Source organism: Sphaerimonospora thailandensis, from assembly GCF_016863115.1.
Classification (GTDB): Bacteria; Actinomycetota; Actinomycetes; order Streptosporangiales; family Streptosporangiaceae; genus Sphaerimonospora; species Sphaerimonospora cavernae.
On the sequence record NZ_BOOG01000022.1, the window covers coordinates 25,948 to 49,629 of the forward strand.

General features: G+C 67.8%; 24 protein-coding genes. 17 read left to right on the forward strand and 7 right to left on the reverse strand.

Annotation, left to right across the window (positions count from 1 at the left end; genetic code table 11):
- The first annotated feature begins 37 nt into the window (after positions 1–37).
- Genes Mth01_RS13290 through Mth01_RS13300 form a run of 3 tightly spaced genes read left to right on the forward strand, consistent with a single transcriptional unit; the run spans position 38 to position 3,458 of the window.
- Positions 38–1,372 carry a hemolysin family protein gene (locus Mth01_RS13290; protein WP_204016136.1) on the forward strand — a complete coding sequence of 445 codons (1,335 nt, stop codon included), beginning with the start codon at positions 38–40 and terminating at the stop codon, positions 1,370–1,372.
- 58 nt (positions 1,373–1,430) lie between these two features.
- Positions 1,431–2,429 carry a tryptophan--tRNA ligase gene (trpS, locus tag Mth01_RS13295; RefSeq protein ID WP_204016137.1) on the forward strand — a complete coding sequence of 333 codons (999 nt, stop codon included), beginning with the start codon at positions 1,431–1,433 and terminating at the stop codon, positions 2,427–2,429.
- 51 nt (positions 2,430–2,480) lie between these two features.
- Positions 2,481–3,458, forward strand: coding sequence for a YihY/virulence factor BrkB family protein (locus tag Mth01_RS13300; RefSeq protein ID WP_239089619.1), 978 nt, complete (start codon positions 2,481–2,483; stop codon positions 3,456–3,458).
- Positions 3,459–3,599: 141 nt separating this feature from the next.
- Here Mth01_RS13300 and Mth01_RS13305 read toward each other — a convergent pair whose 3' ends face one another.
- The 3 genes from Mth01_RS13305 to cutA all read right to left on the reverse strand — a co-directional run bounded on the left by Mth01_RS13305 (position 3,600) and on the right by cutA (position 6,111).
- Positions 3,600–4,379, reverse strand: a complete 780-nt coding sequence (locus Mth01_RS13305) for a hypothetical protein (protein WP_204016138.1) — start codon at positions 4,377–4,379, stop codon at positions 3,600–3,602.
- Positions 4,380–4,392: 13 nt separating this feature from the next.
- Positions 4,393–5,139 carry a hypothetical protein gene (locus Mth01_RS13310; RefSeq protein ID WP_204016139.1) on the reverse strand — a complete coding sequence of 249 codons (747 nt, stop codon included), beginning with the start codon at positions 5,137–5,139 and terminating at the stop codon, positions 4,393–4,395.
- Between the two features lie 645 nt (positions 5,140–5,784).
- Entirely contained in the window at positions 5,785–6,111 is a 327-nt protein-coding gene (gene cutA / locus Mth01_RS13315; protein WP_204016140.1) for a divalent-cation tolerance protein CutA, read from the reverse strand.
- Between the two features lie 164 nt (positions 6,112–6,275).
- Here cutA and Mth01_RS13320 point away from each other — a divergent pair, with 164 nt between their 5' ends.
- The gene (locus Mth01_RS13320) at positions 6,276–6,479 is read left to right on the forward strand and encodes a hypothetical protein (RefSeq protein ID WP_204016141.1); all 204 of its coding nucleotides are present in this window, start codon (positions 6,276–6,278) and stop codon (positions 6,477–6,479) included.
- A gap of 16 nt (positions 6,480–6,495) precedes the next feature.
- Entirely contained in the window at positions 6,496–7,428 is a 933-nt protein-coding gene (locus Mth01_RS13325) for an RpnC/YadD family protein (protein WP_239089620.1), read from the forward strand.
- A gap of 56 nt (positions 7,429–7,484) precedes the next feature.
- Here the strand turns inward: Mth01_RS13325 and Mth01_RS13330 are convergent, their stop codons facing one another.
- Both Mth01_RS13330 and Mth01_RS13335 read right to left on the reverse strand, forming a co-directional pair.
- Positions 7,485–8,600 carry a helix-turn-helix domain-containing protein gene (locus Mth01_RS13330; RefSeq protein ID WP_204016142.1) on the reverse strand — a complete coding sequence of 372 codons (1,116 nt, stop codon included), beginning with the start codon at positions 8,598–8,600 and terminating at the stop codon, positions 7,485–7,487.
- 346 nt (positions 8,601–8,946) lie between these two features.
- Positions 8,947–9,099 carry a hypothetical protein gene (locus tag Mth01_RS13335; RefSeq protein WP_204016143.1) on the reverse strand — a complete coding sequence of 51 codons (153 nt, stop codon included), beginning with the start codon at positions 9,097–9,099 and terminating at the stop codon, positions 8,947–8,949.
- A 203-nt stretch (positions 9,100–9,302) separates the two neighbouring features.
- Here Mth01_RS13335 and Mth01_RS13340 point away from each other — a divergent pair, with 203 nt between their 5' ends.
- Both Mth01_RS13340 and Mth01_RS13345 read left to right on the forward strand, forming a co-directional pair.
- Entirely contained in the window at positions 9,303–9,506 is a 204-nt protein-coding gene (locus Mth01_RS13340) for an Arc family DNA-binding protein (RefSeq protein ID WP_204016144.1), read from the forward strand.
- Positions 9,503–9,892: a type II toxin-antitoxin system death-on-curing family toxin gene (locus Mth01_RS13345; protein WP_204016145.1), complete on the forward strand. Its 390-nt coding sequence runs from the start codon at positions 9,503–9,505 to the stop codon at positions 9,890–9,892. The genes Mth01_RS13340 and Mth01_RS13345 overlap by 4 nt, the downstream gene beginning before the upstream one ends.
- A 34-nt stretch (positions 9,893–9,926) precedes the next feature.
- Here Mth01_RS13345 and Mth01_RS13350 read toward each other — a convergent pair whose 3' ends face one another.
- Positions 9,927–11,366, reverse strand: a complete 1,440-nt coding sequence (locus Mth01_RS13350; protein ID WP_239089621.1) for a D-alanyl-D-alanine carboxypeptidase family protein — start codon at positions 11,364–11,366, stop codon at positions 9,927–9,929.
- A 97-nt stretch (positions 11,367–11,463) separates the two neighbouring features.
- Between Mth01_RS13350 and Mth01_RS13355 the strand changes: the two genes are divergently transcribed.
- The 9 genes from Mth01_RS13355 to Mth01_RS13395 all read left to right on the forward strand — a co-directional run bounded on the left by Mth01_RS13355 (position 11,464) and on the right by Mth01_RS13395 (position 21,357).
- Positions 11,464–11,712, forward strand: coding sequence for an SCO4848 family membrane protein (locus tag Mth01_RS13355; protein WP_204016228.1), 249 nt, complete (start codon positions 11,464–11,466; stop codon positions 11,710–11,712).
- A gap of 11 nt (positions 11,713–11,723) precedes the next feature.
- A complete protein-coding gene (locus Mth01_RS13360) occupies positions 11,724–12,893 on the forward strand; it encodes a glutamate--cysteine ligase (protein ID WP_204016146.1) in 1,170 nt (389 codons plus the stop codon).
- A gap of 129 nt (positions 12,894–13,022) precedes the next feature.
- Entirely contained in the window at positions 13,023–14,180 is a 1,158-nt protein-coding gene (locus Mth01_RS13365) for an amidohydrolase (protein WP_239089622.1), read from the forward strand.
- A 236-nt stretch (positions 14,181–14,416) separates the two neighbouring features.
- Positions 14,417–15,487, forward strand: coding sequence for a BMP family lipoprotein (locus Mth01_RS13370; protein ID WP_204016148.1), 1,071 nt, complete (start codon positions 14,417–14,419; stop codon positions 15,485–15,487).
- Between the two features lie 144 nt (positions 15,488–15,631).
- Positions 15,632–17,173: an ABC transporter ATP-binding protein gene (locus tag Mth01_RS13375; RefSeq protein WP_204016218.1), complete on the forward strand. Its 1,542-nt coding sequence runs from the start codon at positions 15,632–15,634 to the stop codon at positions 17,171–17,173.
- Entirely contained in the window at positions 17,170–18,351 is a 1,182-nt protein-coding gene (locus Mth01_RS13380; RefSeq protein WP_204016149.1) for an ABC transporter permease, read from the forward strand. The genes Mth01_RS13375 and Mth01_RS13380 overlap by 4 nt, the downstream gene beginning before the upstream one ends.
- The gene (locus tag Mth01_RS13385; protein ID WP_204016150.1) at positions 18,348–19,640 is read left to right on the forward strand and encodes an ABC transporter permease; all 1,293 of its coding nucleotides are present in this window, start codon (positions 18,348–18,350) and stop codon (positions 19,638–19,640) included. Before Mth01_RS13380 ends, Mth01_RS13385 begins: the two co-directional genes overlap by 4 nt.
- 28 nt (positions 19,641–19,668) lie before the next feature.
- The gene (locus Mth01_RS13390; RefSeq protein WP_204016151.1) at positions 19,669–20,058 is read left to right on the forward strand and encodes a cytidine deaminase; all 390 of its coding nucleotides are present in this window, start codon (positions 19,669–19,671) and stop codon (positions 20,056–20,058) included.
- A 12-nt stretch (positions 20,059–20,070) separates the two neighbouring features.
- On the forward strand, positions 20,071–21,357 hold the full coding sequence (locus Mth01_RS13395; protein WP_204016152.1) for a thymidine phosphorylase: 1,287 nt from the start codon (positions 20,071–20,073) through the stop codon (positions 21,355–21,357).
- Positions 21,358–21,363: 6 nt separating this feature from the next.
- Here Mth01_RS13395 and Mth01_RS13400 read toward each other — a convergent pair whose 3' ends face one another.
- Positions 21,364–22,263 carry an IclR family transcriptional regulator gene (locus Mth01_RS13400; RefSeq protein ID WP_204016153.1) on the reverse strand — a complete coding sequence of 300 codons (900 nt, stop codon included), beginning with the start codon at positions 22,261–22,263 and terminating at the stop codon, positions 21,364–21,366.
- A 320-nt stretch (positions 22,264–22,583) separates the two neighbouring features.
- Here Mth01_RS13400 and Mth01_RS13405 point away from each other — a divergent pair, with 320 nt between their 5' ends.
- Positions 22,584–23,615 carry an LLM class flavin-dependent oxidoreductase gene (locus Mth01_RS13405; protein ID WP_204016154.1) on the forward strand — a complete coding sequence of 344 codons (1,032 nt, stop codon included), beginning with the start codon at positions 22,584–22,586 and terminating at the stop codon, positions 23,613–23,615.
- Positions 23,616–23,682 lie beyond the last annotated feature (67 nt).

Sequence of the window (23,682 nt, forward strand, 5' to 3'; positions counted from 1 at the left end):
CTGCAGAAGAGCGACCACATTGGGAACGGACGATGACGTGAGCAACGTCGCGGTGATCATCACCCTGGTCCTGATATTCATTCTGATCGGCGGCTTCTTCACCGCCACCGAGATGGCCATGGTGTCCCTGCGGGAGAGCCAGGTCAGGCGGCTCAGCGAACGGGGCCGCCGCGGCGCCCGGGTGCAGAAGCTCGCCCGCGACCCGAACCGCTTCCTTTCGGCCATCCAGGTCGGCGTGACCGTCGCCACCGTGCTTTCGGCCGCGCTCGGCGCCGGCCAGCTCGCCGACCGGCTGACTCCGGTCTTCGCGGGCTGGGGCTTGGAGCGGGGGGTCGCCGCCCCTCTGGCGTTCGTGATCGTAACGCTCGCCATCTCGTTCGTGTCCCTGGTGCTGGGCGAGCTCGCGCCCAAGCGCCTTGGCCGGCAGCGGGCGGAGGGGTGGTCACTGCTGGCCGCGCCGATTCTCGACTTCATCGCGGGTCTGTCGCGGCCGGTCATCTGGCTGCTGTCGATGTCGACCAACGGCGTGGTGCGGCTGCTCGGCGGCAATCCGGCGGCCGACCGGGCCGAGATGACCACTGAGGAGCTCCGTGAGATGGTGGCGGGCCACCAGGAACTCGCCCAGGACGAGCGTGACCTGATCGGAGAGGTGTTCGCGGCGGGTAAGCGCCAGCTCAGAGAGGTGCTGCTGCCGCGTACGGAGGTCGAGTTCATGGCGGTGGACACACCGCTGGCCGAGGCGGCTGTGCTGGCCGCAGCCATGCCGCACTCCCGGTTCCCGGTCTATCGAGACTCATATGACGACATCATCGGATTTGTCCATGTTCGGGATCTCCTCGACCCGGTCCTGACCGGGAGCGTCGAACCGATCAGCGAACTGGTGCCGATCCGGCCCGTCAAACTCGTGCCGGCGAGCAAACGGGTCCTCACGACGCTGGCCGAGATGCGCGACGAGGGCCACCATCTGGCGATCGTGGTCGACGAGTACGGCGGGACCCGCGGCATCGTGACGCTGGAGGACCTGGTCGAGGAGCTCATCGGCGACATCCGCGATGAGTACGACCAGGACGGCGAGGCCGTACGCCTCATCGCCGGCGACATGGAGATCGAGGGTCTGGTCCATCTGGAGGATTTCGCGGACCAGACGGGTGTGCGGCTCCCCGAGGGCCCCTACGAGACACTGGGCGGATATGTCATGGCCGCGCTCGGTCACGTCCCCGAGCCGGGTGAGGCCGTCGAGGTGGTCGGCCTCAAGCTGACCGTCTCCGAGATGGACGGCCGGCGGGTCTCCCGCGTCCGGGTCACCCGTACGGCTCCCGCCCCCGAGGAGGCCACGGACGACGCGGGGGAGGGGCAGGTGAGCACGGGTTGAGCGGGTCGGGGATGCGCCTGTCGCGGGCACCCGGCGACTCCTGACAGAATTACATGTCATGGCCCGTCCTCGCGTTCTGTCCGGAATCCAGCCCACCGCCGACTCGTTCCACCTCGGCAACTATCTCGGCGCGGTGCGGCAGTGGGTGGCCCTGCAGGACACCCATGACGCCTTCTACGCGGTCGTCGACCTGCATGCGCTGACCGTCACGCCCAAGCCGGAGGATCTGCGCCGCCGGACCAGGGTGGCCGCAGCCCAGCTGTTCGCGGTGGGGCTCGACCCCGAGCGTGCCGCCGTGTTCGTGCAGAGCCACGTCCGGGAGCACAGCGAGCTGGCCTGGTACCTGATCTGCCAGACCGGCATGGGCGAGGCCGCCCGGATGACCCAGTTCAAGGACAAGGCCGCCAAGTACGGCGAGAGCTCGGCGGGGGTGGGCCTGTTCACCTACCCGATGCTGATGGCCGCCGACATCCTGATCTACCAGACCGACCAGGTTCCGGTCGGGGTCGACCAGAAGCAGCACCTGGAGCTCAGCCGCGACCTCGCGCAGCGGTTCAACAGCCGCTATGGCCCGACCTTCAAGCTGCCGAATCCGTACATCCTGAAGGAGGTCGAGAAGATCACCGACCTTCAGGACCCGTCGGCCAAGATGTCGAAGTCGTCGTCCAGCCCGCAGGGCATCATCGACCTGCTCGAGGAGCCGGGCAAGCTTCGCAAGAAGATCATGCGAGCCGTCACCGACACCGGCTCCGAGGTCATCGCCGACGAGGAGAACAAGGCGGGCGTAACCAACCTGCTGCGGATCCACTCGGCGCTGTCGGGCATGTCGATCGCCGACCTGGAGGCGCGGTTCGCCGGTCAGGGCTACGGCGCCTTCAAGAAGGAGGTCGCCGAGGTCGTGGTGGACACGTTCGCCCCGATCCGCGAGCGGACCGAGAAGCTGCTGGCCGACGAGGCCGAGCTCGATCGTCTGCTCGCCGTCGGCGCCGAGCGTGCCCGCGCGGTGGCCCGCGAGACCATGGCCCAGGTCCGCGACCGCCTCGGCCTGCTGCCCTAGGCAGGGCTCCGTCCGGGCGTCGATTCGCCGACACTGGGTAGTGGACGGCGGATGGAAGCCGAGTCGGGTGTGATCGATCGGGTGAAGCGGCGAGTCGCCGCCGCCAAGGAGTGGGGCCGGGAGTTCGTCGAGCGGGAGCGGTTTCGGCATCGGTGGGTCGACCACCTCATCCGGACCGTGCAGCGCTACCACGTGCGCGAGGGCGACCGCCTGGCGGGTGCGCTGACCTATTTCGCGTTCCTGTCGTTCTTCCCGCTGCTGGCGTTGGCGTTCGCCCTGTTCGGGGTCATCGTGACGTTTCGGCCCGACGCGCTGGCCACGCTGATCAAGGCGGTCAACGCGCAGCTTCCCGGGCTCGCCGAGCAGCTCCACATCGACCAGCTCGCCGGGGCTCGGGCCGGCGCGGGCGTCATCGGCCTGCTGGGGCTGTTTTATGCCGGGCTCGGCGCGATCGAGGCCCTGCGCACCGCCCTGCGCGACATCTGGATGACCAGCCGCCCGAAGCCGAGCTTCTTCGTCGGCAAGTTCCACGACCTCGTCGCGCTCGCGCTGCTCGGTGTGATCATGCTTGTCTCGGTCGTCGTCAGTGGTTTCGCCGCCGGTGCGACCGGTGCCGTGGCCGGATGGCTCGGCCTGGGCGGCTCGGTGTTCGGGGAGTTCACGGTACGGCTCGCCGGGGCCGGTGCCTCCCTACTGGCCGACCTGCTGATCTTCCTTGTCATCCTGGGCTGGCTGATCAAGCCGGACGAGCCGCTGCGGGTCGTGCTGAAGGGTGCCCTGCTGGGGGCGGTCGGCTTCGGTCTGCTCAAGCAGCTCGCTGCGCTGATCCTGTCGGGGACGCTGCGCAATCCCATCTACGGCACGTTCGCGGTGATCGTGGGCCTGCTGCTGTGGATCAACCTGTCCGCCCGGCTGGTCCTCTACACCGCCGCCTGGACCGCCACGGCCACCCTCGGCCCACCCCCCGGACCCACCCCCTTGCCGTCCCCCGCCATTCCCGACCGCGAAGAACCCTGGCCCGACGCCTGACAGCATCCTGTCGTGATCGGCAACGTCGAGCGGAGCTTCTGGCCCTCACGGCCCGCCCGAACTGATGATCCCATCCCCGAGGACCGGTCGGCGGACACCCCGCCGCCGGTCCTCATCAGACATCCATCCCTATGCTTGGACTTATTGGTCCTGAGGGTTGCATTCCCTCCGCATAACGTTTTCCTTCCGAGGTTTTGCTGTCTTCAACTCGGCGACCAGCGTGTTGGCGTTCCCGCCGAGCGTCTTGTCTCTCAGCGTCCAAACCTGTGGATCGACGCTCTTCAGTTTGGCTTTGGCCGTCTCGGCAGAGCGTCCTTCACCCTCGAATTCACCCATGCCGAGGACGCCTTGGTCGAAGGGGATGACGCTGCCCGTGCCCAGAGCATCCCACTTGCCCTTCGCTACGTCGTCGGAGCACGGGTCGTCGATCCACTCGATCGCTCGGATATAGGTGTGGCCGACCTCAATGCGTGACGAGTCCGCGATGGCGAACTTGCGCTTGCCGTGGCCGTCGTTGTTGTTGAAGACCCAGCCAGGAACCGACATCTGTAGGATTCCGGGTGGCGGTTGAGGGGCATCGGGAGCGGACCACAGCACTTTGTCGATCCGTTCTGTGACTGTGCGCCCTATCATGCCCTCGCCACGTTCGATCTCCTTCTTGCTCGGCTGCTTTTCGGTCTCCTGTACAGCGGTGACAACCACCACATGGTCGGCATAGGTGGCCCAGTCACTTGCTGTGCGACTGGCTGTGCGATCACGGCCGTGACCGACAACGACTTCCGTGCTGGCGGCATCCGTGCCCACGGCAAGCGCCGGAGACGACTCCCTGCTGCCGGCGAGGGTCAGTGTGGTGGCGACTACGGCGGCCACGACGACGGGGGCCGCGATGGTGGCGACGGCCCATACGGGGATACGCTTCATGTCGGCTTTCCTCTTAATACACGCCGTTGATGAGGTGTGCGCTGTTGTTGCCGAGGTTGGGAGGGAACTCTTCCGCGTTCTCCATACAACCCAGCCTGTCGTCTCCCGGGTCCAGGACGGGGTAAGCCTCAGTACCGTGTACTAAACCGACGGCGTGTCCCGTCTCGTGGCAGGCCACCGACCCTCCCTCTACCCGGTAGCCGTCCGGGGTCACGATCCGGATGTACGTCTGATCGCATGTGTAGAGCTCGCCGTTTACCGCGTCGTCGCACCACGTGATTCCATATAAACCGGTTAGACCATCGGTCTCTTCCTGGTAGATGATGTCCGTCTCACCGCTTCCCGAAAACACAGGGTTGGACTCGTGGGTGACAGTGAGATCGGTCGGCTGGTATTGGGCGCTTAACATGCCGCTGAGTGCATCTTTATCGTTTTGTTCAAGGGCGGCGTAGTCGTTGCTGTCCGCGTACCAGTAGACGCTCGCGTTGTCCGTCCGGCATACCGGGCTATCGGTGACTGTTCCGTTGATGCAGGCAGGTCCATAGGTTGCGGTCGGTATGATGCCATCATAAATGTGATCGGCCGCCGCTACCGTAGGTAGCATGAGCAGTGCTATCGCGGGTGCGATGCCGACTGCCAGTTTACGGCGAAGCAACGTGGTCCTCCTCCTCTTCTCTCCTTCTATACGGCTGGAGGGCGTCGCGGGTTCAGGTCGTTGATCGGCGCTTAAGTCAGCGCCGGATTGCTGTCTGTGACTCACGGGCAACCCTTCGAGTTGTCTCGGAAAGACCGGCCGAACCACCGGAAGATGGTCCGGGCTATGAATGGTGATCCTCTCATGTCTTTCGATTAGGGGCAATTGGGAATTTCTGGTCAACTGTTATGGGTAGCCGAATTCGCTTTTATGGATATCCGTATCCATGGCTGGGATGACGAGGTCATGTGCAATGGTGGTATGCCCTTACGGGCGGCGCTGGGGAAGGCGCCTGCGACGAACACCAGAACCCGCGGTACCCCAGGGGTCAGTTTTCAGGATCCGGCGACAGCTTCCTGGATCAGGCGCGGTTCACCTCAATGGTGCTTACCGCGCATACTCACCTCGGCGGCGATCGTGGCGTGCAGGAGGCGTCCGAAATGGCGCTCGCCTTCGTGAACGACTACCCGATTCCAAGCGAGGAGCGATAGTGAACGCGGACGTCGCGGCAGCTCAGGCACGAATGGATGTCGACGTCGATGGGGCGGTGTACTACGCACGGCGCACTCTCGCGCTTGCACGGCAGACGGAGGCGTCGTGGGGGATACGCCGCCTGGGGATGTGGACCGGGCGCCGGCCGTGCGCGACTTTCGCTCCGAATACGGCTCGGCCCGCCGTCGCCTCGCCGACGCCCCCGGTTAGGGACACTCCCTAGCGCGGCTGTCGTGTCTCCTCGGTGATCCAGTTCAGGTAGGCGGCGAGCCCGCCGTCGATCGGCAGCGTGATGATCTCGGGTGTGTCGTACGGATGCTCGGCGCGGATGTGCTCGGTCAGCCTGTCGGCCAGACCGCCGGCGGTCTTCAACAGCAACAGGAACTCCTCGGCGGTCTCGATCCGGCCCTCCCACCGGTAGGTGCTGGTGATGGGACCGACGAGCTGGGCGCAGGCCGCGAGCCGGGCCTCCACGGCGGAGCGGGCGAGCGAGGCGGCCTGCTCGCGGTCGTCGATGGTGACCTGAACCTGCACATACTCCGCCATCAGGAGCCTCTCCCTTCCTCTTGAACCTTCCGTACCCAGATGCCGGCCTATCGCGGGGGACAGGGTGGGCCGCTGGGATGGAGGTGCGCATCGGGGAGTCGGCGAAGCGATAACCGAACTTCGGCTTCCCGCTGGTTCACGAACCGATGCTCGTCCTGGACGGCGTGTCTACCGAGTCGCACGTCTACTCCGACCCCGACGCGGCGGGACTGAAGGCGTCGCGGCAGGTGCGGGCGTGGCGGATGCCGCTGTCGTTCCGCTGCGAGACGACCGTGGCGGAGACGCACTTCACCAACACCCTCGGCCCCAATCCGTGGGGCCGGGTCAAGCTGAGGCCAACAACCATTAATCACTCTATGTATTTGTGATGTAACGTTGGGTGTCATGCCGTCTGCTGTGCACGACACCCTGAATCTGATGTTCCGCAACCGGCCGGAGCTTGCCGTGGAGATGTTGCGCGACCAGTTGGGTGTCGCGATGCCCGGCGGGCTGCCGGTCCAGCTGGTCGGCAACGAGCTCAACGACCGACCGTCCAAGGACCTGTACCCCGACACGGTGATCACGGTCGGGCCCCGGCACCACCCCGTGCAGGCCATCATCGTGGAGATCCAGCGGGAAGAGGACGAGGCCAAGCAGGCGCAGCTGCCACGGTATGCCGCCGCGCTGTGGCTGCAGCTGCGGTGCCCGGTCCGCGTGCTGGTGATCTGCCCGCAGGCCAAGGTGGCCGCGTGGGCGGCCAAGCCGATCCCCACCGAGCTGCCCGGCTACACGTTGATCTGCCATGTGATCGGCCCGGAGCAGATCCCTGTGGTGGTTGATCCGGGGAAGGCTGCGGCGCATCCGGAGCTGGCGGCGTTGTCGGTGATGACCCACGGAGATCGGGAGGAGGTGCTGGAGGCGTTCGTCGCCGCGCTGCAGCACCTCCCCGGCGAGCACGCTCCGCAATACTATGAATACGCATTCCGGTTGGCCTCAGAGGCTGCTCGACACCTGATGGAGAAGCTCATGGAATCCGCTGTCTGGCCGGTCTACAGTCCCTTCGCGCAGAAGCACTACGGCAAGGGCCTCGAAGCGGGCCGTGCGGCAGGTCTCGAAGCGGGCCGTGCGGCAGGTCTCCAGGAAGGCCGGGCGGAGGGGGAGGCCAGGGCGGTGCTGGCCGTCCTGCAAGTCCGGGGCATCCCCTTCTCCGACGCCGACCACGCCCGCATCACCACCTGCACCGACCTGGACCGGCTCGACGCATGGGCCCGGCGCGCCGTCACCGCCACCTCCACCGCCGACCTGTTCACCGACGACCCCGAACGCTCCGCCGGATAAGCAGTCGGCCTGCCTTCGCCTACTCGGGATGGGCAGGCCTCTGCGTACCCGATCCCTCAGCTGGGAGCGGTCATATCCAGCTTGCGCTTGAGATCGTTTCCGTTGCGGTAGGGCCATCGACGGGGGAACTCTCGCTGCAGTCGTCCTGTGACTATCCCGGGGGCGATTCCGATCTCCTCGGCGAAGGCTCGTATGGCGTCCTTCGAGGTCAGGCCGGCCAACCGGGAGGCATGCCGGGGAGGGATGAGGGTGTCCGCCGCGAACCGGTCGGCTTCCGCCTCTTTCGGATCGTCGGTCCCGGTCCTGCCGGCGATCTCGATGCGAATCTCATCGTCGCCGTTCAGCACGTGGTGAACCTCGTGAAAGAAGCTGAACCAGAGCTGATCGTCCGTACGGTAGCGAAGGCTGAGCTGAATGACGCGCTTGGTTCCGATCTTTCGAGTGACACCGCTTACGCGCGCCCCCCTGACCTCCTCCACGAAAACAACCGCCACACCGCTGCTGGAGCAGATCTCCCGCAGGCGTGGCCGGAACTCGTCCGGGGGCAGCACGGTCAGCGCCCGCAGCTCGGGGATCGTCCTGCTGAGCGCCGCGGCGTCGAAGGTCGCGCAGCGGATCTGCTGTGCTTCTATTTCCCCGAGGCGCAGCCAGGTGGCCAAGGGGCCGAGCTTCGAATCCTGGGCCTTGGACTTTCTGAACGCGCATGCCGCCGGTCGCTCGTACAGCTCCCGCCATACGTCGACCGAGGCGATGGCGAAGAACGCGAGAAGCTGTTCGACGCGTGCGACCTTGTCTTTCGGCTCTTCCGGAAGCACCTTCCGTTTGACCAGTTCGGACACCGGAAGCTCTTTGAGCCACTCGATGTGCTGTTCCAGGTCCCTGACCGATCGAAGACGTGCGCGCGTCGACTGGTAGTCGGCCTCAAGCCGGTTCCACAGCCTCGCGGGAGTGCCGACCACGCGTTCCAGCGACTCGGCGACCTCGGGAGTGAGGCGTACGAGACCGTGAATCAGCTGATTGACATGTTTCGGGGACAATCCGACACGCTCTGCCAGCTCACGCTGGGTCATCCCCTTCTCTTCGAGAAGCTCCCGCAGGGTGTCCCCCGGCGGCACCGCGTAGTCGAGATCTCCAGCCGCATACAGGATACGCGTGGTCTTCGCCCTGGCCATTTCCATCCCTCCTCACGCCGTCGCACCGCCCTACCCGCGCCTCCCGCCTGCGAGATTTACCTAGTAGGTAAAGATGGCATCACTTTAACCGACGCATCGTGAGCCCGCGCGCAAAGCGTGTCTGATCGACTACGAATTGAGAGATATGACGGAAAAATTCTTCAAGGTGCTTGGGGACATCCCGGGGAACGGCCGTGAGGCCGGGTGGATGGCCCGCCTGCTGTCACGGGGGAAGTACGGCAGGCGGGCCGTCTTGGCGGGGCGGCCTCCCTCGGCGGGCAAGGTCGTTTGCGGAAGACCGCCCATGGCCCTGCCGATCGCGGCCAACGGCGAACGGCGGGGCGGCTCATCGGGCTTCGCCGGTCAGGATGCGCTCGAAGAGTTCGACGGCACGGGGTGCGGGGACCCGGTCGGTCTCGTGGATGGTCGTTCCCTTGGTGCCGCGTGTCGTGCGCCGTACGAACCCCTGGCCCCCGGCGCTACACAGCTCGTAGATCATGGCGCGGCATTCGCAGGTGTGCCTGACGACGCGGACCGTGGGCGTACGGTTTGACGGGTGCCGCCAGGTCAGCCGAGGCTTTGCAGGTTCGAGCGAGGGACAGGGTGGGCCGCCGGGATGGATGTGCGCAACGTCAGTGAAGCGGCCGTTATGCGACGCTGAAGGGATCAAGGAGTGGTACCGGAAAGTGGTACCATTCAACCGTGGCTGAGACCAGACTGCGGCTCCCGGACGAGACCTATGAACAGATCAAGCAGATAGCCGGCGCTGATGCGCAGAGCGTCAACTCGGCGATGGTCATCGCGATCGAGGAGTACATCGCCCGTCGTCGCCGTGAACGTTATGCGGCAATGGGCAGAAAGATCGCAGAACGCGATCGGGAACTGCTCGACCGCCTGGCCCGATGACCTCCTATCCCACGACAGGGGACATCCTTGCGCTGGCCGGAGCCGTACTTCCGGCTGTCGAGCTGCGCGACGGCGGTCTGTTGCACGCGGCGGTGCTGCGCCCGCAGACCTCGGTGTTCGGTGAGGATGCCTACCCGGATCTGTGGGAGAAGGCTGCCGCGCTGATGCATAGCATCGTCCTGGGTCATCCCCTGGTGGACGGCAACAAGCGGCTCGGCTGGGCCGCCGCCGTCGCGTTTCTCGAAGACAACGGCGAGACTCTGGATTATCAGGACGTGGACGAGGCGGAGAGCCTCGTCATCGCACTGGCCAAGGGCGAGCTGGACGACGTTCCCGATCTCGCCCGCCGGCTCCGCGGCCTGGGCGGCCAGCTGGGAATGGAGTAGCCGCGCGTTGCCGAGCCGCTGAGCCGGATTTCGATCAGGTACGGCTCTCGCGGCGTCGGCGGCGGATGCCGTACACGGTGGCGCCGCCGCCGATGAGGAGCACGCCGCCTGCCAGCACGGCCACGATGGCCGGGAGCGGGCTGCTCTCTCCGCCGGCTCCGCCCGCCGCGGCGGCCGGGCTCGCGGCGGGTCGGCCGGGCCGTACGGGCAGGGCCCCGGGTGAGGGACTGGGCGACGGGGACGGTGAGGGCGCCGCCGGGCCGACGAGCCGGCCGATCGGCGCGGCCTTGCCCCGGTTGGCGAAGCCCCAGTCGAGCAGCTTGGCCACCTCGTCCCAGAAGCCGCCCGGGTGATGCATGATCACGACGATGATCGTGTGTCCGTTTCGGGTGGCGGCGCCCACGAAGCTGCCCAGGGCCTTCGACGTCCAGCCGTTCTTGACGCCGATCATGCCGGAATACTTCCACAGCAGCCGGTTGTGGTTGCCCATCTCGTAGTAGCTCGGCGGGGATTTGCTGGCCTTGGGGCTGTGGCCGCGGTTGTGGCCATCGGACTGCTCGCGGTACTCCCTGTCGTAGTGCTTGGGGAGTTTGGGGGCGGGGAACTTGGCGACCTTCGTTTTGATGTACTCGCGGAACCGGGGCATCGCCAACCCGGCCCGGGCGATCAGGGCGAGGTCGTAGGCCGAGGTCCGCTGGCCCGGCTTGTCCAGGCCGTTGGGCGTCTTGGCCACCGTGTCGTACGCCTGGAGCCTGCGCGCCACGCCGTTCATGTCGGCGAGAGTCTTGCGCATGCCGCCGTTCGCCTCGGCGAGCGCGACCGCGGCGTCGTTGGCCGAGACCATGAGCAGCGCCCGCAGGAGATCGTCGACCTTGTAGATCGGTTCGGGGACGATCCCGACGGCGCTGCCGTCCACATTGCAGGCCTGATCGCTGGGTTTGACCTTGCGGTTCTTGTCGAGCTTGGGGATGAGGGTGACGGCGGTCAGCGTCTTGAGCGTGCTCGCGGGCCGGTAGTGGCCGTGCGGGTCCTTGGCCGCCAGCACGGCGCCGGTGTCGGCGTCGGCGATGAGGAAGGCCGAGGCCTCGGTCTTCGGCAGCGGTTTGAGGTCGGCGGGCACGATCACGCCGCGGCCGGCGAGCAGCCTGCCGCCCACCGTGCTACGCGGGGCGTTGTCGACGGTACCGGGGTTGGCAGTGGCAGTGGGGCTCCGGGTGGCATCGGGGCTTTCGTCGGCACCGGGGCTTTCCTCGGCGCCAGGGCCGACGGTGTCGGGAGAGGGGGACGGGGAGGGCAGGGCTGTCGCGCCGGCCGGTGCTCCGACTGCCGGTGCTCCGACTGCCGGTGCTCCGACTGCCGGTGCTCCGACGCCGAGCAGCGACACGGTGGCGAGCGCCGTACCGAGCGCTGTCACGCATGCCGTCATGCGCGTCTTCGCCGACGTGGGGCCGCGGTTCGTCCTCTTGGGCAGCATAGGCGGATCAGCCTAGTCCTGAGTCCCTGCACATGCGGGACAGATCCCCCAAAGATCGCGAATATACGCATATGGGGCGACCGTTGATACTAGAAGGATGACGAGACGTGTATCGGGCTTTCTGTTGGCCCTCGGCGCTTTCATGATCTTTGAATGGGTGAACCTCGGGTTCAACCTGCAGGACGGGCACGACACCGCCTTCTATGTGGTCCACGGTGTGCTGATCGCCGTCAACGTCATCCTGGGGCTGGTGCTCGGCGTCCTGGGCGTACGCGGATTGCTGGCGTCGGCGGCACTAACCAAAAGCGCAACGGGCATTAAGGAAAGGAAGGACATTTCGATGTGATGGAGGCGAGTGTGGCGATCCAGTTCAACCCTTCCCGCGGCGCGACTCTGGGTGTGGAGTGGGAGCTCCAGCTGATCGACCGGCACACCCGCCAGCTTCGCCAGGACGCCAAGGACGTGCTCGCCGCGGTCCCCGACCTGAGCGAGGGCCAGCGTCCGAAGGCCATGCACGAGCTCATGCAGTCGCAGATCGAAATCGTCACCGACGTCTGCCACACGGTGGCGGAGGCCGTACAGGACCTGAAGAAGAGCATCAGCAGGCTCACCGAGGTGGTCGGGCCCAGGGACACCGTGTTGGCCTGCACGGGCACCCATGCGATCAGCGAATGGCGCGACGCGGTCTACGCGCCGAGCCAGCGGTACGCCGAGCTGGTCGAGGACCTGCAGTGGCTCGCCTGGCGGATCCAGACGTTCGGTGTGCACGTGCACGTCGGGGTCCAGGACCGAGACAAGGTCATCCCGATCGTCAACGCGCTCGCCGCCCACCTGCCGCACTTCCTCGCGCTGACCTCGTCGAGCCCCTTCTGGGGCGGCAAGGACACCGGACTGGCGTCCAGCCGGGCGATCGTCTTCGGCTCGCTGCCCACCGCCGGGCCGCCGCACCTGCTCGCGGACTGGGCGGAGTTCGAGGAGTACATGGACACGTTGCTGCGGGCGGGGACGATCAGGAGCATCAAGGAGGTGTGGTGGGACATCCGGCCGCACCCCGACTTCGGCACCATCGAGATACGGATGTTCGACGGCATCCCCACGCCCAGGGAGGTCGGCATGGTCGTCGCGCTGTGCCAGAGCCTGGTGACACGGCTCGACCAGCAACTCGACCGCGGTTACACGCTGCCGCACCCGGCGGCCTGGGTGGTGCACGACAACAAGTGGCGGGCGACGCGGTACGGCCTCGACGCCAACGTGATCACTGATGACCGCGGGTCGACCGCGCCCATGCGGGATCTGCTGTACGAGCTGCAGCGCGATCTAGAACCGGTCGCAGAGCGGCTCGGCTGCGCCGAGGAACTGGCGGTCATGACCGAGGTGCTGGAGCAGGGCAATTCGAGCGAACGTCAGCGGGCGATCCTGGCGGACGGGGGGAGCCTTCAGGACGTCGTCGACGCGACGGTTATCGAACTCGCCGAAGACAGGTTCGTAACGTCCCGTGTCGAGCAGCCCGGATGGGCGGATAGGTAATGGTTGGCCCACGCTTCGCATAAACTCGCAGGAAAACCGGCAGATCGGTGTATCGATCGCTAGACTGTCCCCCATTCTCGCTTGCGATCACAAGGAAAATGAACTAGCTGGACGGAGTCTGCTCTCGTGTTGACAGGGGATTTGGATCTAGAAACACTTATCCGGTTCCGCCGGGACATCCACTCCCACCCAGAGCTGGCCCGTCAGGAGATCCGTACGACCGCCGCCGTGGCGGACATGCTCAGATCCGCCGGACTGGAGCCACGGGTCTTCCCGACCGGGACCGGGCTCGTCTGTGACATCGAAGGGACCGACGGCCCCACCGTGGGGCTGCGCGCCGACATGGACGCGCTGCCGATCCTGGACGCCAAGGACGTGCCGTACCGCTCGCAGAACACCGGCGTGTGCCACGCCTGCGGGCACGACGTACACACGACCGTCCTGGTGGGGACGGCCCTCGAACTCGCCAAGCGGCGGCAGCACCTGCCGGGCCGGATCCGGCTGGTGTTCCAGCCGGCCGAGGAGTCGTCCTCCAGCGGCGCGCTGGACATGATCGCGGGTGGCGCGATCGACGGCGTTGACGTGATCTACGCTCTGCACTGCGACCCGAGCCGCAAGGTGGGCGACGTCGGCATCCGCACGGGCGCGATCACCTCGGCCCAGGACCACATGGTGCTGCGACTGCACGGCAAGGGCGGCCACTCGGCTCGGCCGCACCTGACCGTCAACCCGATCAACGCGCTGGCCTCCGTGATCGCCCGGCTCTCCGAGTCCGTGAACGAGTCCCTCGAGCCTCACCAGCGGGTGCTCCTCGGGTTCGGCATCATCCAGGCCGGCGAGGCCGCCAATGTGATCCCGTCTCGCGCGCAGGCCGCCGGGACCGTACGGATCCCCAACGCGGACATCTGGGAGCAGATCCCCAGCATCGTGCAGAAGTCACTCACCGAGCTGATCGAGCCCTTCGGGGTCGAATGGGAGTTGGACTACAACCGGGTGTGCCCGGCTGTGGTCAACGACGCGGTGGCCACGAAGATCCTCTACAACTCGGCGCTCGCCGTCTGCGGCGAGGAGCACGTGCAGGAGGCTCCGCAGAGCCTCGGCGGTGAGGACTTCGCCTGGTACCTCCGCCAGGTCCCGGGCGCGCTCTTCCGCCTGGGCGTCACGCATCCGGACGCGGAGGACCACGTCGACCTGCACAACGATCGCTTCGACGTCGACGAGCGGGCCATCGGGGTGGGTATCCGGATGTTCGTGGAGACCGCCATGAACGCCCTGCGGTCCTACTGACCGGTAGTCGTACCAGGCCACCGCAGCCGTAGTGAGCGGCGGTCGGGGGTGACCTGGAGTTTCCGCAGGCCGGCCAATGGGTCACAAGGTGGCCTGAGGTACATAACGGACACGTTGCGGACTGCGGTGCGGGTTTGGTTCACGCAGGTCAACGAACTATCTTCCGTGCAGGGTTGCCGTGCGTTCCTCCATGCCGGCGACTGGACCGGCGGGGACACGGAAGGGGACTGCACACCTTGCTCCGCAATCGAGTTAGCAAACTGGCCGCCGTCAGCGCGGCGGGCGCCATGCTCATGGCCGCCGCCGCGTGTGGGGGTAACGACGACTCCACATCGACGGCCACATCCGAGGCGTCCTCGTCTGCCGCGCCCGCGGGCGCGGCTCTCAAGGTCGGTCTCGCCTACGACATCGGCGGCCGCGGCGACGGCTCCTTCAACGACGCCGCCGCGCGGGGCCTCGACAAGGCCGTCGCCGAGCTGAAGGCCGACAAGAAGGAGCTGGAGGCCGCGGCGGGCGAGACGGACGCCCAGAAGGAGGAGCGGCTCCGCCTGCTCGCCTCCAACGGGTACAACCCGGTCATCGCGGTGGGCTTCGCCTACTCCGAGTCGCTCAAGAAGGTCGCGCCCGAGTTCCCCGACGTGAAGTTCGCCATCGTCGACGACGATGCCGCGACGGGCGCGAACATCAGCAACCTGGTGTTCGCCGAGGAGCAGGGCTCGTTCCTGGTCGGCGTGGCCGCCGCGCTCAAGTCCGAGAAGGGCAGCGTCGGCTTCGTCGGCGGTGTGGACGTGCCGCTGATCCACAAGTTCCAGGCGGGCTTCGAGGCCGGCGCCAAGGCGGTCAAGCCGGACATCAAGCTCCAGTCGAAGTACCTGACCCAGCCGCCGGACTTCGGCGGCTTCAACGACCCGGCCAAGGGCAAGACCGCGGCGCAGGGCATGTTCGACAGCGGCGCCGACGTGGTCTACCAGGCCGCGGGCGGCTCCGGCAGCGGCGTGTTCGAGGCGGCCAAGGCGGCCGGCGCGATGGCCGTCGGCGTCGACTCCGACCAGGCGGCTCTCCCCGCGTACGCCGACGTCAAGGACGTCATCATCACGTCCATGATCAAGAAGATCGACGTCGCGGTCTTCGACTTCCTCAAGCACGCCGCCGACGGCACGGTCCAGTCCGGCAAGACCGTCTACGACCTCAAGGCCGACGGCGTGGGCTACTCGACGACCGGCGGAAAGATCGACGACATCACGTCCAAGATCGACGAGTACAAGCAGAAGATCATCAGCGGCGAGATCACGGTTCCGAGCTCCTGAGCCGTGCCCGCCTGACCCGCTCCTTCGTGGGGCCCGGTGAAGTTGTCCACAGCCGTGCGGCAGCGGCCGCGCTTCCCGGGCCCCCACGCCTACGATCTCGTCTGTCACCGCCCACCCAGGTACTCCTCGAGGAGGGGGCCCGCCATTTCCACCGCGACCGTCACGGCACCCGCCGTAGAGCTCACCGGGATCACCAAGAGGTTCCCCGGCGTCGTCGCCAACCGCGACATCCAGTTACGGGTGACCAAGGGACAGATCCACGCCATCGTCGGTGAGAACGGCGCGGGCAAGTCCACCCTCATGAAGATCCTGTACGGCATGCAGCGCCCGGACGAGGGTGAGATCCGCGTCGAGGGAAAGCCCGTCGCCTTCCACACCCCGGCGGACGCCATCGCCGCGGGCATCGGCATGGTTCACCAGCACTTCATGCTCGCCGACAACCTCACGGTGCTGGAGAATGTCATCCTCGGCAGCGAGCCGCGCCGGGCCGGTGTCGCCGTAGACTTCCGCGCGGCCCGCAGGAAGATCAAGGAGATCTCCGACGCGTACGGCCTGGGCATCCGGCCGGATGTGCCGGTGGAGGAGTTGGGGGTCGGCGACCGCCAGCGGGTGGAGATCCTGAAGGTCCTCTACCGCGGCGCGCGGATCCTCATCCTCGACGAGCCGACCGCGGTGCTCGTACCGCATGAGGTCGACGAGCTGTTCGAGAACCTGCGCGGCCTGGTCCGCGAGGGCCTGACGATCCTGTTCATCTCCCACAAGCTCGACGAGGTCCTGCGGGTGGCGGACGCGATCACCGTGATCCGCCGCGGCACCACCGTGGCCAGCGTCGATCCCAAGGACATGACCGCTCGTCGCCTCGCCGAACTGATGGTCGGCAGCGAGCTGCCCAGCCCGGAGACCCGCGAGTCCACGGTCACCGACACCGTGGTGCTGTCGGTGCGCGACCTGACTGTAGGCGGCGTCGACGGGCGGGCGATCGTCGAGGGGGTCGGCTTCGACATCCACAAGGGCGAGGTGCTCGGCATCGCCGGAGTCGAGGGGAACGGCCAGGCCGAGTTGGTCGAGGCGCTCATGGGCATCCGTCCCTGCACGACCGGTTCGCTCATGCTCGACGGCAAGGACATCTCCGGGTGGTCGACGTTGAAGCGGCGCGAGGGCGGCATCGGTTACATCCCGGAAGACCGGCACCGGCACGGCCTGCTGCTGGAGGCGCCGCTGTGGGAGAACCGCATCCTCGGCCACCAGACGCGCCGGCCCAACGTCAAGGGCCCGTGGATCGACCGCTCGGGGGCCCGGGCGGACACCCGGCGGATCGCGGAGGACTACGACGTCCGTACCCCCGGGATCGACACGGCGGCCGCCGCGCTTTCCGGCGGCAACCAGCAGAAGCTGATCGTCGGCAGGGAGATGAGCGGTGATCCAGTGCTGTTGATCGCCAGCCATCCCACCCGTGGCGTCGACGTCGGCGCGCAGGCCGCCATCTGGGATCACCTGCGGAACGCGCGCGCCAACGGCCTCGCCGTGCTGCTGATCTCGGCGGACCTCGACGAGCTCATCGGCCTGTCCGACTCGCTCAAGGTGATCCTGCGCGGCCGGATCGTCGCGGACGTGGATCCCGCGAACGTGACCCCCGAACAGCTCGGCTCGGCCATGACCGGCGCCGGTGAGGCGGCAGCACAATGAGTGAGCGAAACGCGAGCAGCAGCGGCACGCCCGGGGCCGGTGGAACCGGCGGAGTGGGGGGCTTCCGCGACAGGCTGCTGGGGAGGGTGAAGCTCAGCGGCTGGCTGGCGTTGGCCGCTCCGCTGCTGGCGGTCCTGTTCGCGGCACTGATCACCTCGGTGGTCCTGCTGATCGCGGGAAGCTCACCGCTGGACGCCTTCGACGCGCTCGCCCAGTACGGCACCCAGCCGCGCACGATGGCCGTCATCCTCAACAGCGCGACGATGTACTACATCTCCGCGCTGGCCGTCGCCATCGGGTTCCGGATGAACCTGTTCAACATCGGCGTGGACGGGCAGTATCGCCTGGCCGCCGTGGTGGCGGCCGGCGTGGGCGGGGCGGCGCTGCTGCCCGGTGTGCTGAACATCCTGCTCGTGCTCGTGGTAGCGGTGCTCGTCGGCGCGCTCTGGGCGGGGATCGCCGGGCTGCTGAAGGTGAAGCGCGGCGTCAGCGAGGTCATCGCGACCATCATGCTGAACGCGATCGCCACCGGCCTCGCGTCCTGGCTCATGAGCAACCATTTCGGTGTCCTGAACGGGAACGAGCTGGCCACGCGGCCGATCCCGGCGGACTCCCAGATGCCGGGGATGGCGCTCATCTCCGGCACACCGCAGCTGGTCAACGGCTTCTTGGTGGTGGCGATCATTCTCGGCATCGCCTATTACGTGCTGCTGAACCGCACCCGGTTCGGGTTCGAGCTGCGGGCCACCGGAATGTCCGAACCCGCCGCGGTCGCGAGCGGCATCGGGGTCAAGCGGATGATCGTCACAACGATGGTCCTGTCCGGGGCGGTGGCCGGCCTGGCCGGGATGCCCGAACTGCTCGGCGAATCGCACAAATACAGCAACAACTTCCCGTCGGGCCTGGGCTTCGACGGCATCGCGATCGCGCTGCTCGGCCGGAACAACCCGGTGGGCATGGCCCTCGGCGCGCTGCTGTGGAGCTTCCTGAGCAACTCGTCCAACTCCCTCCAGATGCTCAACATCTCCAAGGAGACCGCGGACATCATGAAGGGCGTGACCGTGCTCTCGGTGATCATCGCGTACGAGCTGGTCCACCGATATCGGATCGTCGCCGAGCAGCGGCGGGCCGGCCAGGAGACGGCCGCCGCACCGGCCGCTGAAGGGGCCGCGGCGTGAGCGGGCAAGCGGAGGGGACGACCACGGCGCCGGCTCCGGCGGGTGGAGCCCGGGCCACGTCGCCGGCCCGCCGATTCCGCGTCACGACGCCGATCCTGCTGCTCGGCGGGGTCGGGCTGGTCGTGCTGCTGTCCGCCGTGCGCATCGTCACCGGTGCGAGCGACATCACGTCGGGCGGCACGGTCGCCGCCGCCCTCGGCCTCGCCGTACCGATCGGCCTGGCGGCCCTGGGCGGCCTGTGGTCGGAGCGTGCCGGTGTGGTCAACATCGGTCTCGAGGGCATGATGGTGCTCGGAACCTGGTTCGGCGCCTGGGGGGCGCTCCAGTTCCACAGCCCGTGGGCCGGGGTGGTCGCCGGCGCGGTGGGCGGCGCTCTCGGCGGCGCGATCCACGCGGTCGCCACCGTGACCTTCGGTGTCGACCACATCATCTCCGGTGTCGCGATCAACATCGTCGGCGTGGGCTTCACCCAGTATCTGTCGAAGCTGGTCTTCGAGAAGATGCCGGGCGGCGGGACCAAGAACTCTCCCCAGCTCCCCGAGATGGGCAGGCTCAGCGTCACGTTCATCGACGGGCCGTTGCGGACGCTGGAGGCCAAACAATGGTTCCTGCTGTCCGACTTCGCGGGCATCCTGCGTGGGCTCACCCAGGGCGTGTCGTGGTTCACGATCCTGGCGATCCTGCTGGTGCCGCTGTCGTACTACATCCTGTGGCGCACCGCGTTCGGCCTGCGCCTTCGGTCCTGCGGCGAGCGCCCGGTGGCCGCCGAGTCGCTCGGCGTCAACGTCTATCTTTACAAGTGGGCCGCCGTGGTCGTCTCCGGCCTGCTGGCCGGGCTGGGCGGCGCGTTCCTGTCGATCGTGGCGGCCGGGATCTACCGTGACGGGCAGACGGGGGGTCGCGGCTACATCGGCCTCGCCGCCATGATCTTCGGCAACTGGCGTCCGGGCGGGCTCGCCGGCGGCGCGGCGCTGTTCGGTTACACGGACGCGCTGCAGCTGCGGCAGGGCGGGGTCTCGGTGCACGCGCTGCTGCTCGTCGTCGCGCTGCTGCTCGCCGCCATGGCGGTCTACCAGCTCGTACGGCAGAGCCGTACCGTCGCGGCGCTGATCACCGCAGGCTGCGCGGCCCTGGTCTTCGTGGTGTTCATGATGACCGACACGGTGCCCGAGCAGTTCACCACGTTCACCCCGCACCTGACCACGCTGCTGGTGCTGTCGCTGGCCTCCCAGCGGCTGCGCATGCCGGCCGCGGACGGAATCCCCTACCGCAGGGGACAGACCACATGACGGGTCGCGAGGGCGAAAGGGGAGCGAGATGACGATCGACTGGGCGGCGCTGCACGCCGCGGCGAACGAGGCGATGACGCACGCGTACGCGCCGTACTCCAAGTTTCCGGTCGGCGCTGCCGCGCTGGTGGACGATGGCCGGGTGGTCACCGGCTGCAACGTGGAGAACGCGTCGTACGGCATCGGGCTGTGCGCGGAATGCGGCCTCGTCTCCGCGCTGCACGCGAGCGGAGGGGGCCGGCTGGTCGCGTTCACCTGTGTCGACGGGCACGGCGAGCTGCTGATGCCGTGCGGCCGCTGCCGCCAGCTGCTCTTCGAGCACGGGGGTCCCGACCTGCTGGTCGAGACGCCGGAGGGGCCGATGCGGATGGCGGACTTTCTGCCCTACGCCTTCGGGCCGGACGACTTGTCGCGATAAGGGATAGAGGGCATGGGGTTTGACGCGATAGAGGTCATCACCACCAAGCGGGACCGCGGCGAGCTGTCCACCGCGCTGATCGACTGGGTGGTGGACGCCTACACGCGAGGTGAGGTCGCCGACGAGCAGATGTCGGCGCTGTTGATGGCCATCCTGCTCAACGGGATGAACCGCAGGGAGATCGCGGACTGGACCCAGGCGATGATCCGGTCGGGGGAGCGGATGGACTGGTCGATCCTCGACCGGCCCACGGCCGACAAGCACTCCACCGGCGGGGTCGGCGACAAGATCACACTTCCGCTCGCCCCGCTGGTGGCCGCCTGCGGCGCCTACGTGCCGCAGCTGTCCGGACGGGGACTCGGGCACACCGGTGGCACCCTGGACAAGCTGGAGTCCATCCCCGGCTGGCGGGCGTCCCTGTCGAACGACGAGATGCTGCGGGTGATCCGTACGGCCGGCGCCGTGGTCTGCGCGGCGGGCAGCGGGCTCGCCCCGGCGGACAAGAAGCTGTACGCACTGCGCGACGTCACCGGCACGGTCGAGTCGATCCCGTTGATCGCTTCGTCGGTCATGTCGAAGAAGATCGCCGAGGGGACGGGCTCGCTCGTGCTCGACGTCAAGGTCGGCTCCGGCGCGTTCATGAAGGATGTGGCCGGCGCCCGTGAGCTGGCCCGGACGATGGTGGCCCTCGGCACCGACGCCGGGGTGCGCACGGTAGCCCTGCTCACCGCGATGGACCGGCCGCTCGGCAAGGCCGTCGGCAACGCGCTCGAGGTCGCGGAGGCCGTCGAGGTCCTCGCCGGCGGCGGCCCCGCCGACGTCGTCGGGCTCACCGTACGGCTGGCGCGGGAGATGCTGGAGGCGGCCGGGATCCCGGACGCCAGGGATCCGGAGGAGGCGCTGAAGGACGGCTCGGCGATGGACGCCTGGCGGCGCATGATCACCGCCCAGGGAGGTGACCCGGACGCCCCGTTGCCGAAGGCGGCCGAGTCCCTGGAGCTCACCGCACCCGCTTCCGGCGTGCTGACCCGGCTCGACGCCATGTCGGTCGGTCTGGCGGCGTGGCGGCTGGGCGCCGGCCGGGCCCGCAAGGAGGACCCGGTGTCGGCCGGAGCCGGGGTGACCCTGCACGCCAAGCCGGGCGACCCGGTCAGCGCGGGCCGGCCGCTGATGACGCTGCACGCGGACGACCCCGCGAGGTTCGAACGGGCCGTCGAGGCACTGGACGGCGCCTACGAGATCGGGGCCTCGGCCGACCCCGGCCTGCTGCCGCTGATCGTCGACCGCGTCACCGCGTAGCGCGAGTCAGGGGTGGAAGTGGCCGCAGCATCCGCGGGGGAAGATCTGCGAGAACCGAGAAGGAAGCCGCTGACCGCCGTCCGCCGCGGGCGGCTGCTCGACCATGGGTCCGCATGCCTGGTCGCCCAGCGTCGGGAACAGCGCCTCGGATATCCGGCGGGCTCCCGCCGCGACCATGGGCGCCAGTCGCTCGAAATGTATTTGGGGGAGATCGCCGCAGACGGAGATGGCCCCGGCGGGACCGTTCGGACCGCGTACGGCGCATGCGATGGCGCCCACCCCCGGCATTGCCTCACCGCGGTCGAAGTGCAGCCCGCCCACCCGGCGGATGGTGTTCAGTTCGCAATGGAGCGAGCCGAAGCCGTCGTCAGTGCTCTTGGCGAACTCGGGACAGGATCTGAGCAGCTCGTCGACCTGCTCGGCCGGAAGGTAGGCGAGGATCGCCTTCCCGATTCCGCTGTTGGTCGCCCACCACCGGCTGCCGACATCCGAGGGGAGCCGGGCGGCGTAGGCACCGCCGATCTTGTCGAGGAAAACGGTCTCCGGCCCGTCGAGCGTGCACAGGTGGCTGACGAGTCCGGTACGGACGTGCAGGTCGTGCAGGACCGGGGCGCTGGCCCTGCGCAACTCGTCCCAGCTCGCACTGGAGGCCGCGAGCTGGAAGGCGCGGGTGCCGAGGCTGTACCCATAGGGCCCGTGCTCGACCCACCCGAGGTTGAGCAACTGGCAGAGGATCCGGTGCGTGGTCGAACGGGGGAGCCCGGTGCGCCGTTCGATCTCCTCCAGCGTCAGCCTGATTCCGCGCTTTCCGAGGGTGTCGAGGATCAGCGTCATCCGTCCGACCATGGAGGATGGCAGGTCTCGCTCCCCGGCCTGCTCCAACTCCGTGCCGATGGTGAGCGTCATCGCACACTCCGAAGTCTCGCCGTACAATCTACCTAACGATTGTTAGATAGCCCCACTGTAAGTCAACCATCGCACGTCCACGCCATCGCCCCGCCACGATATCGGTAGATACCGGGACATACGTGCATGAATAGGTGCAGTGTCACCTGGGGGCAGCATGTGACGTGGGTGTCCCGTCCGGCTCCCGGTCAGTGAGAGCCACGGGCAGTTCATGTCCAGACCTGCCTAACCTGCGTAGGCGCAGCGGCCGATCCAGGTCCGCCTGCGAGCAGGCCACGATCGCCACGGGGACCCGGCGCGTCCTCATCTCACCTCCGGGAGTGCTGCTGTTGAAGCTCGGCCTCTTCTTCGATCTCCGTAACCCGCCCCGCTGGCGGCGCCCCTGGACCGATCACTACCGGCGCAACCTCGACCTGATCAGCGCCGCGGAAGGCATGGGCGCGGCATCGGTGTGGTTCACCGAGCACCACTTCCTCGAGGACGGCTACCTCCCGCAGCCGCTGACCTTCGCCGCGGCCGTGGCCGCCCGCACCTCCCGGCTCCGGATCGGCACCGCGATCCTGCTGGCCGCGTTGCGGCATCCCCGACACGTCGCCGAGGAGGCCGCCGTGGTCGACATCCTCTCCGGCGGTCGGCTCGAACTCGGGATAGGCGCGGGGTTCGCGCAGCGGGAGTACGACGCGTTCGGCGCGGACATCCGGCGGCGCTACACGCTGACCGACGCGTCGGTCGGCGAGATCAGGCGGCTGTTCGCCGAGGGCGAGGTCACGCCGCCGCCCGTCCAGCGGCCGCTGCCGATCTGGATGGGCTACCAGGGGCCGCAGGGGGCCCGCCGGGCCGGTCGGCTCGGCGCGGGCCTGCTCTCCCTGGACCCGCGGCTGCTCGAGCCGTACGAGCAGGGGTTGGCGGAAGGCGGGCACGAGCCGTCGTCGGCCCGCATGAGCGGCATGTTCGACATCATCGTGGCCGACGACCCCGACGAGGCGCGGCGGCGCATCCTGCCGCACTTCGTCTACCAGCTGAACTCCTACCGGAGGATGAACGCGGGTGAGACCGAGTCGTACCGCGATCTGACCGTCGAGGAGGTGGCGGGCGGCGCCGGCCCGAAGGGCAAGATCCCGGGTCTCACCGTGCTGACGCCGCAGGACGCGGTTCAGGCGATCAGGAAGCGTACGGCGGCCCTGCCGGTGGAGCACGTCTACCTGTGGGCGAGCATCGCCGGGATGCCGGACGACCTCGTCGAGCGCCATGTGGAGTTGCTGTTCGGAAGTGTCGCGCCCGCGCTCCGCGCCGAGACAGAAGCCACCGCCGGGTCCACCGCCCAGACAGGCCGCGGGACGTCCGATGACTGAGAGCTCCGAGATGAACGAGATGAATGAGATGTACGGGATGCCCGAGACATGCCTCACTGGTGGAGAG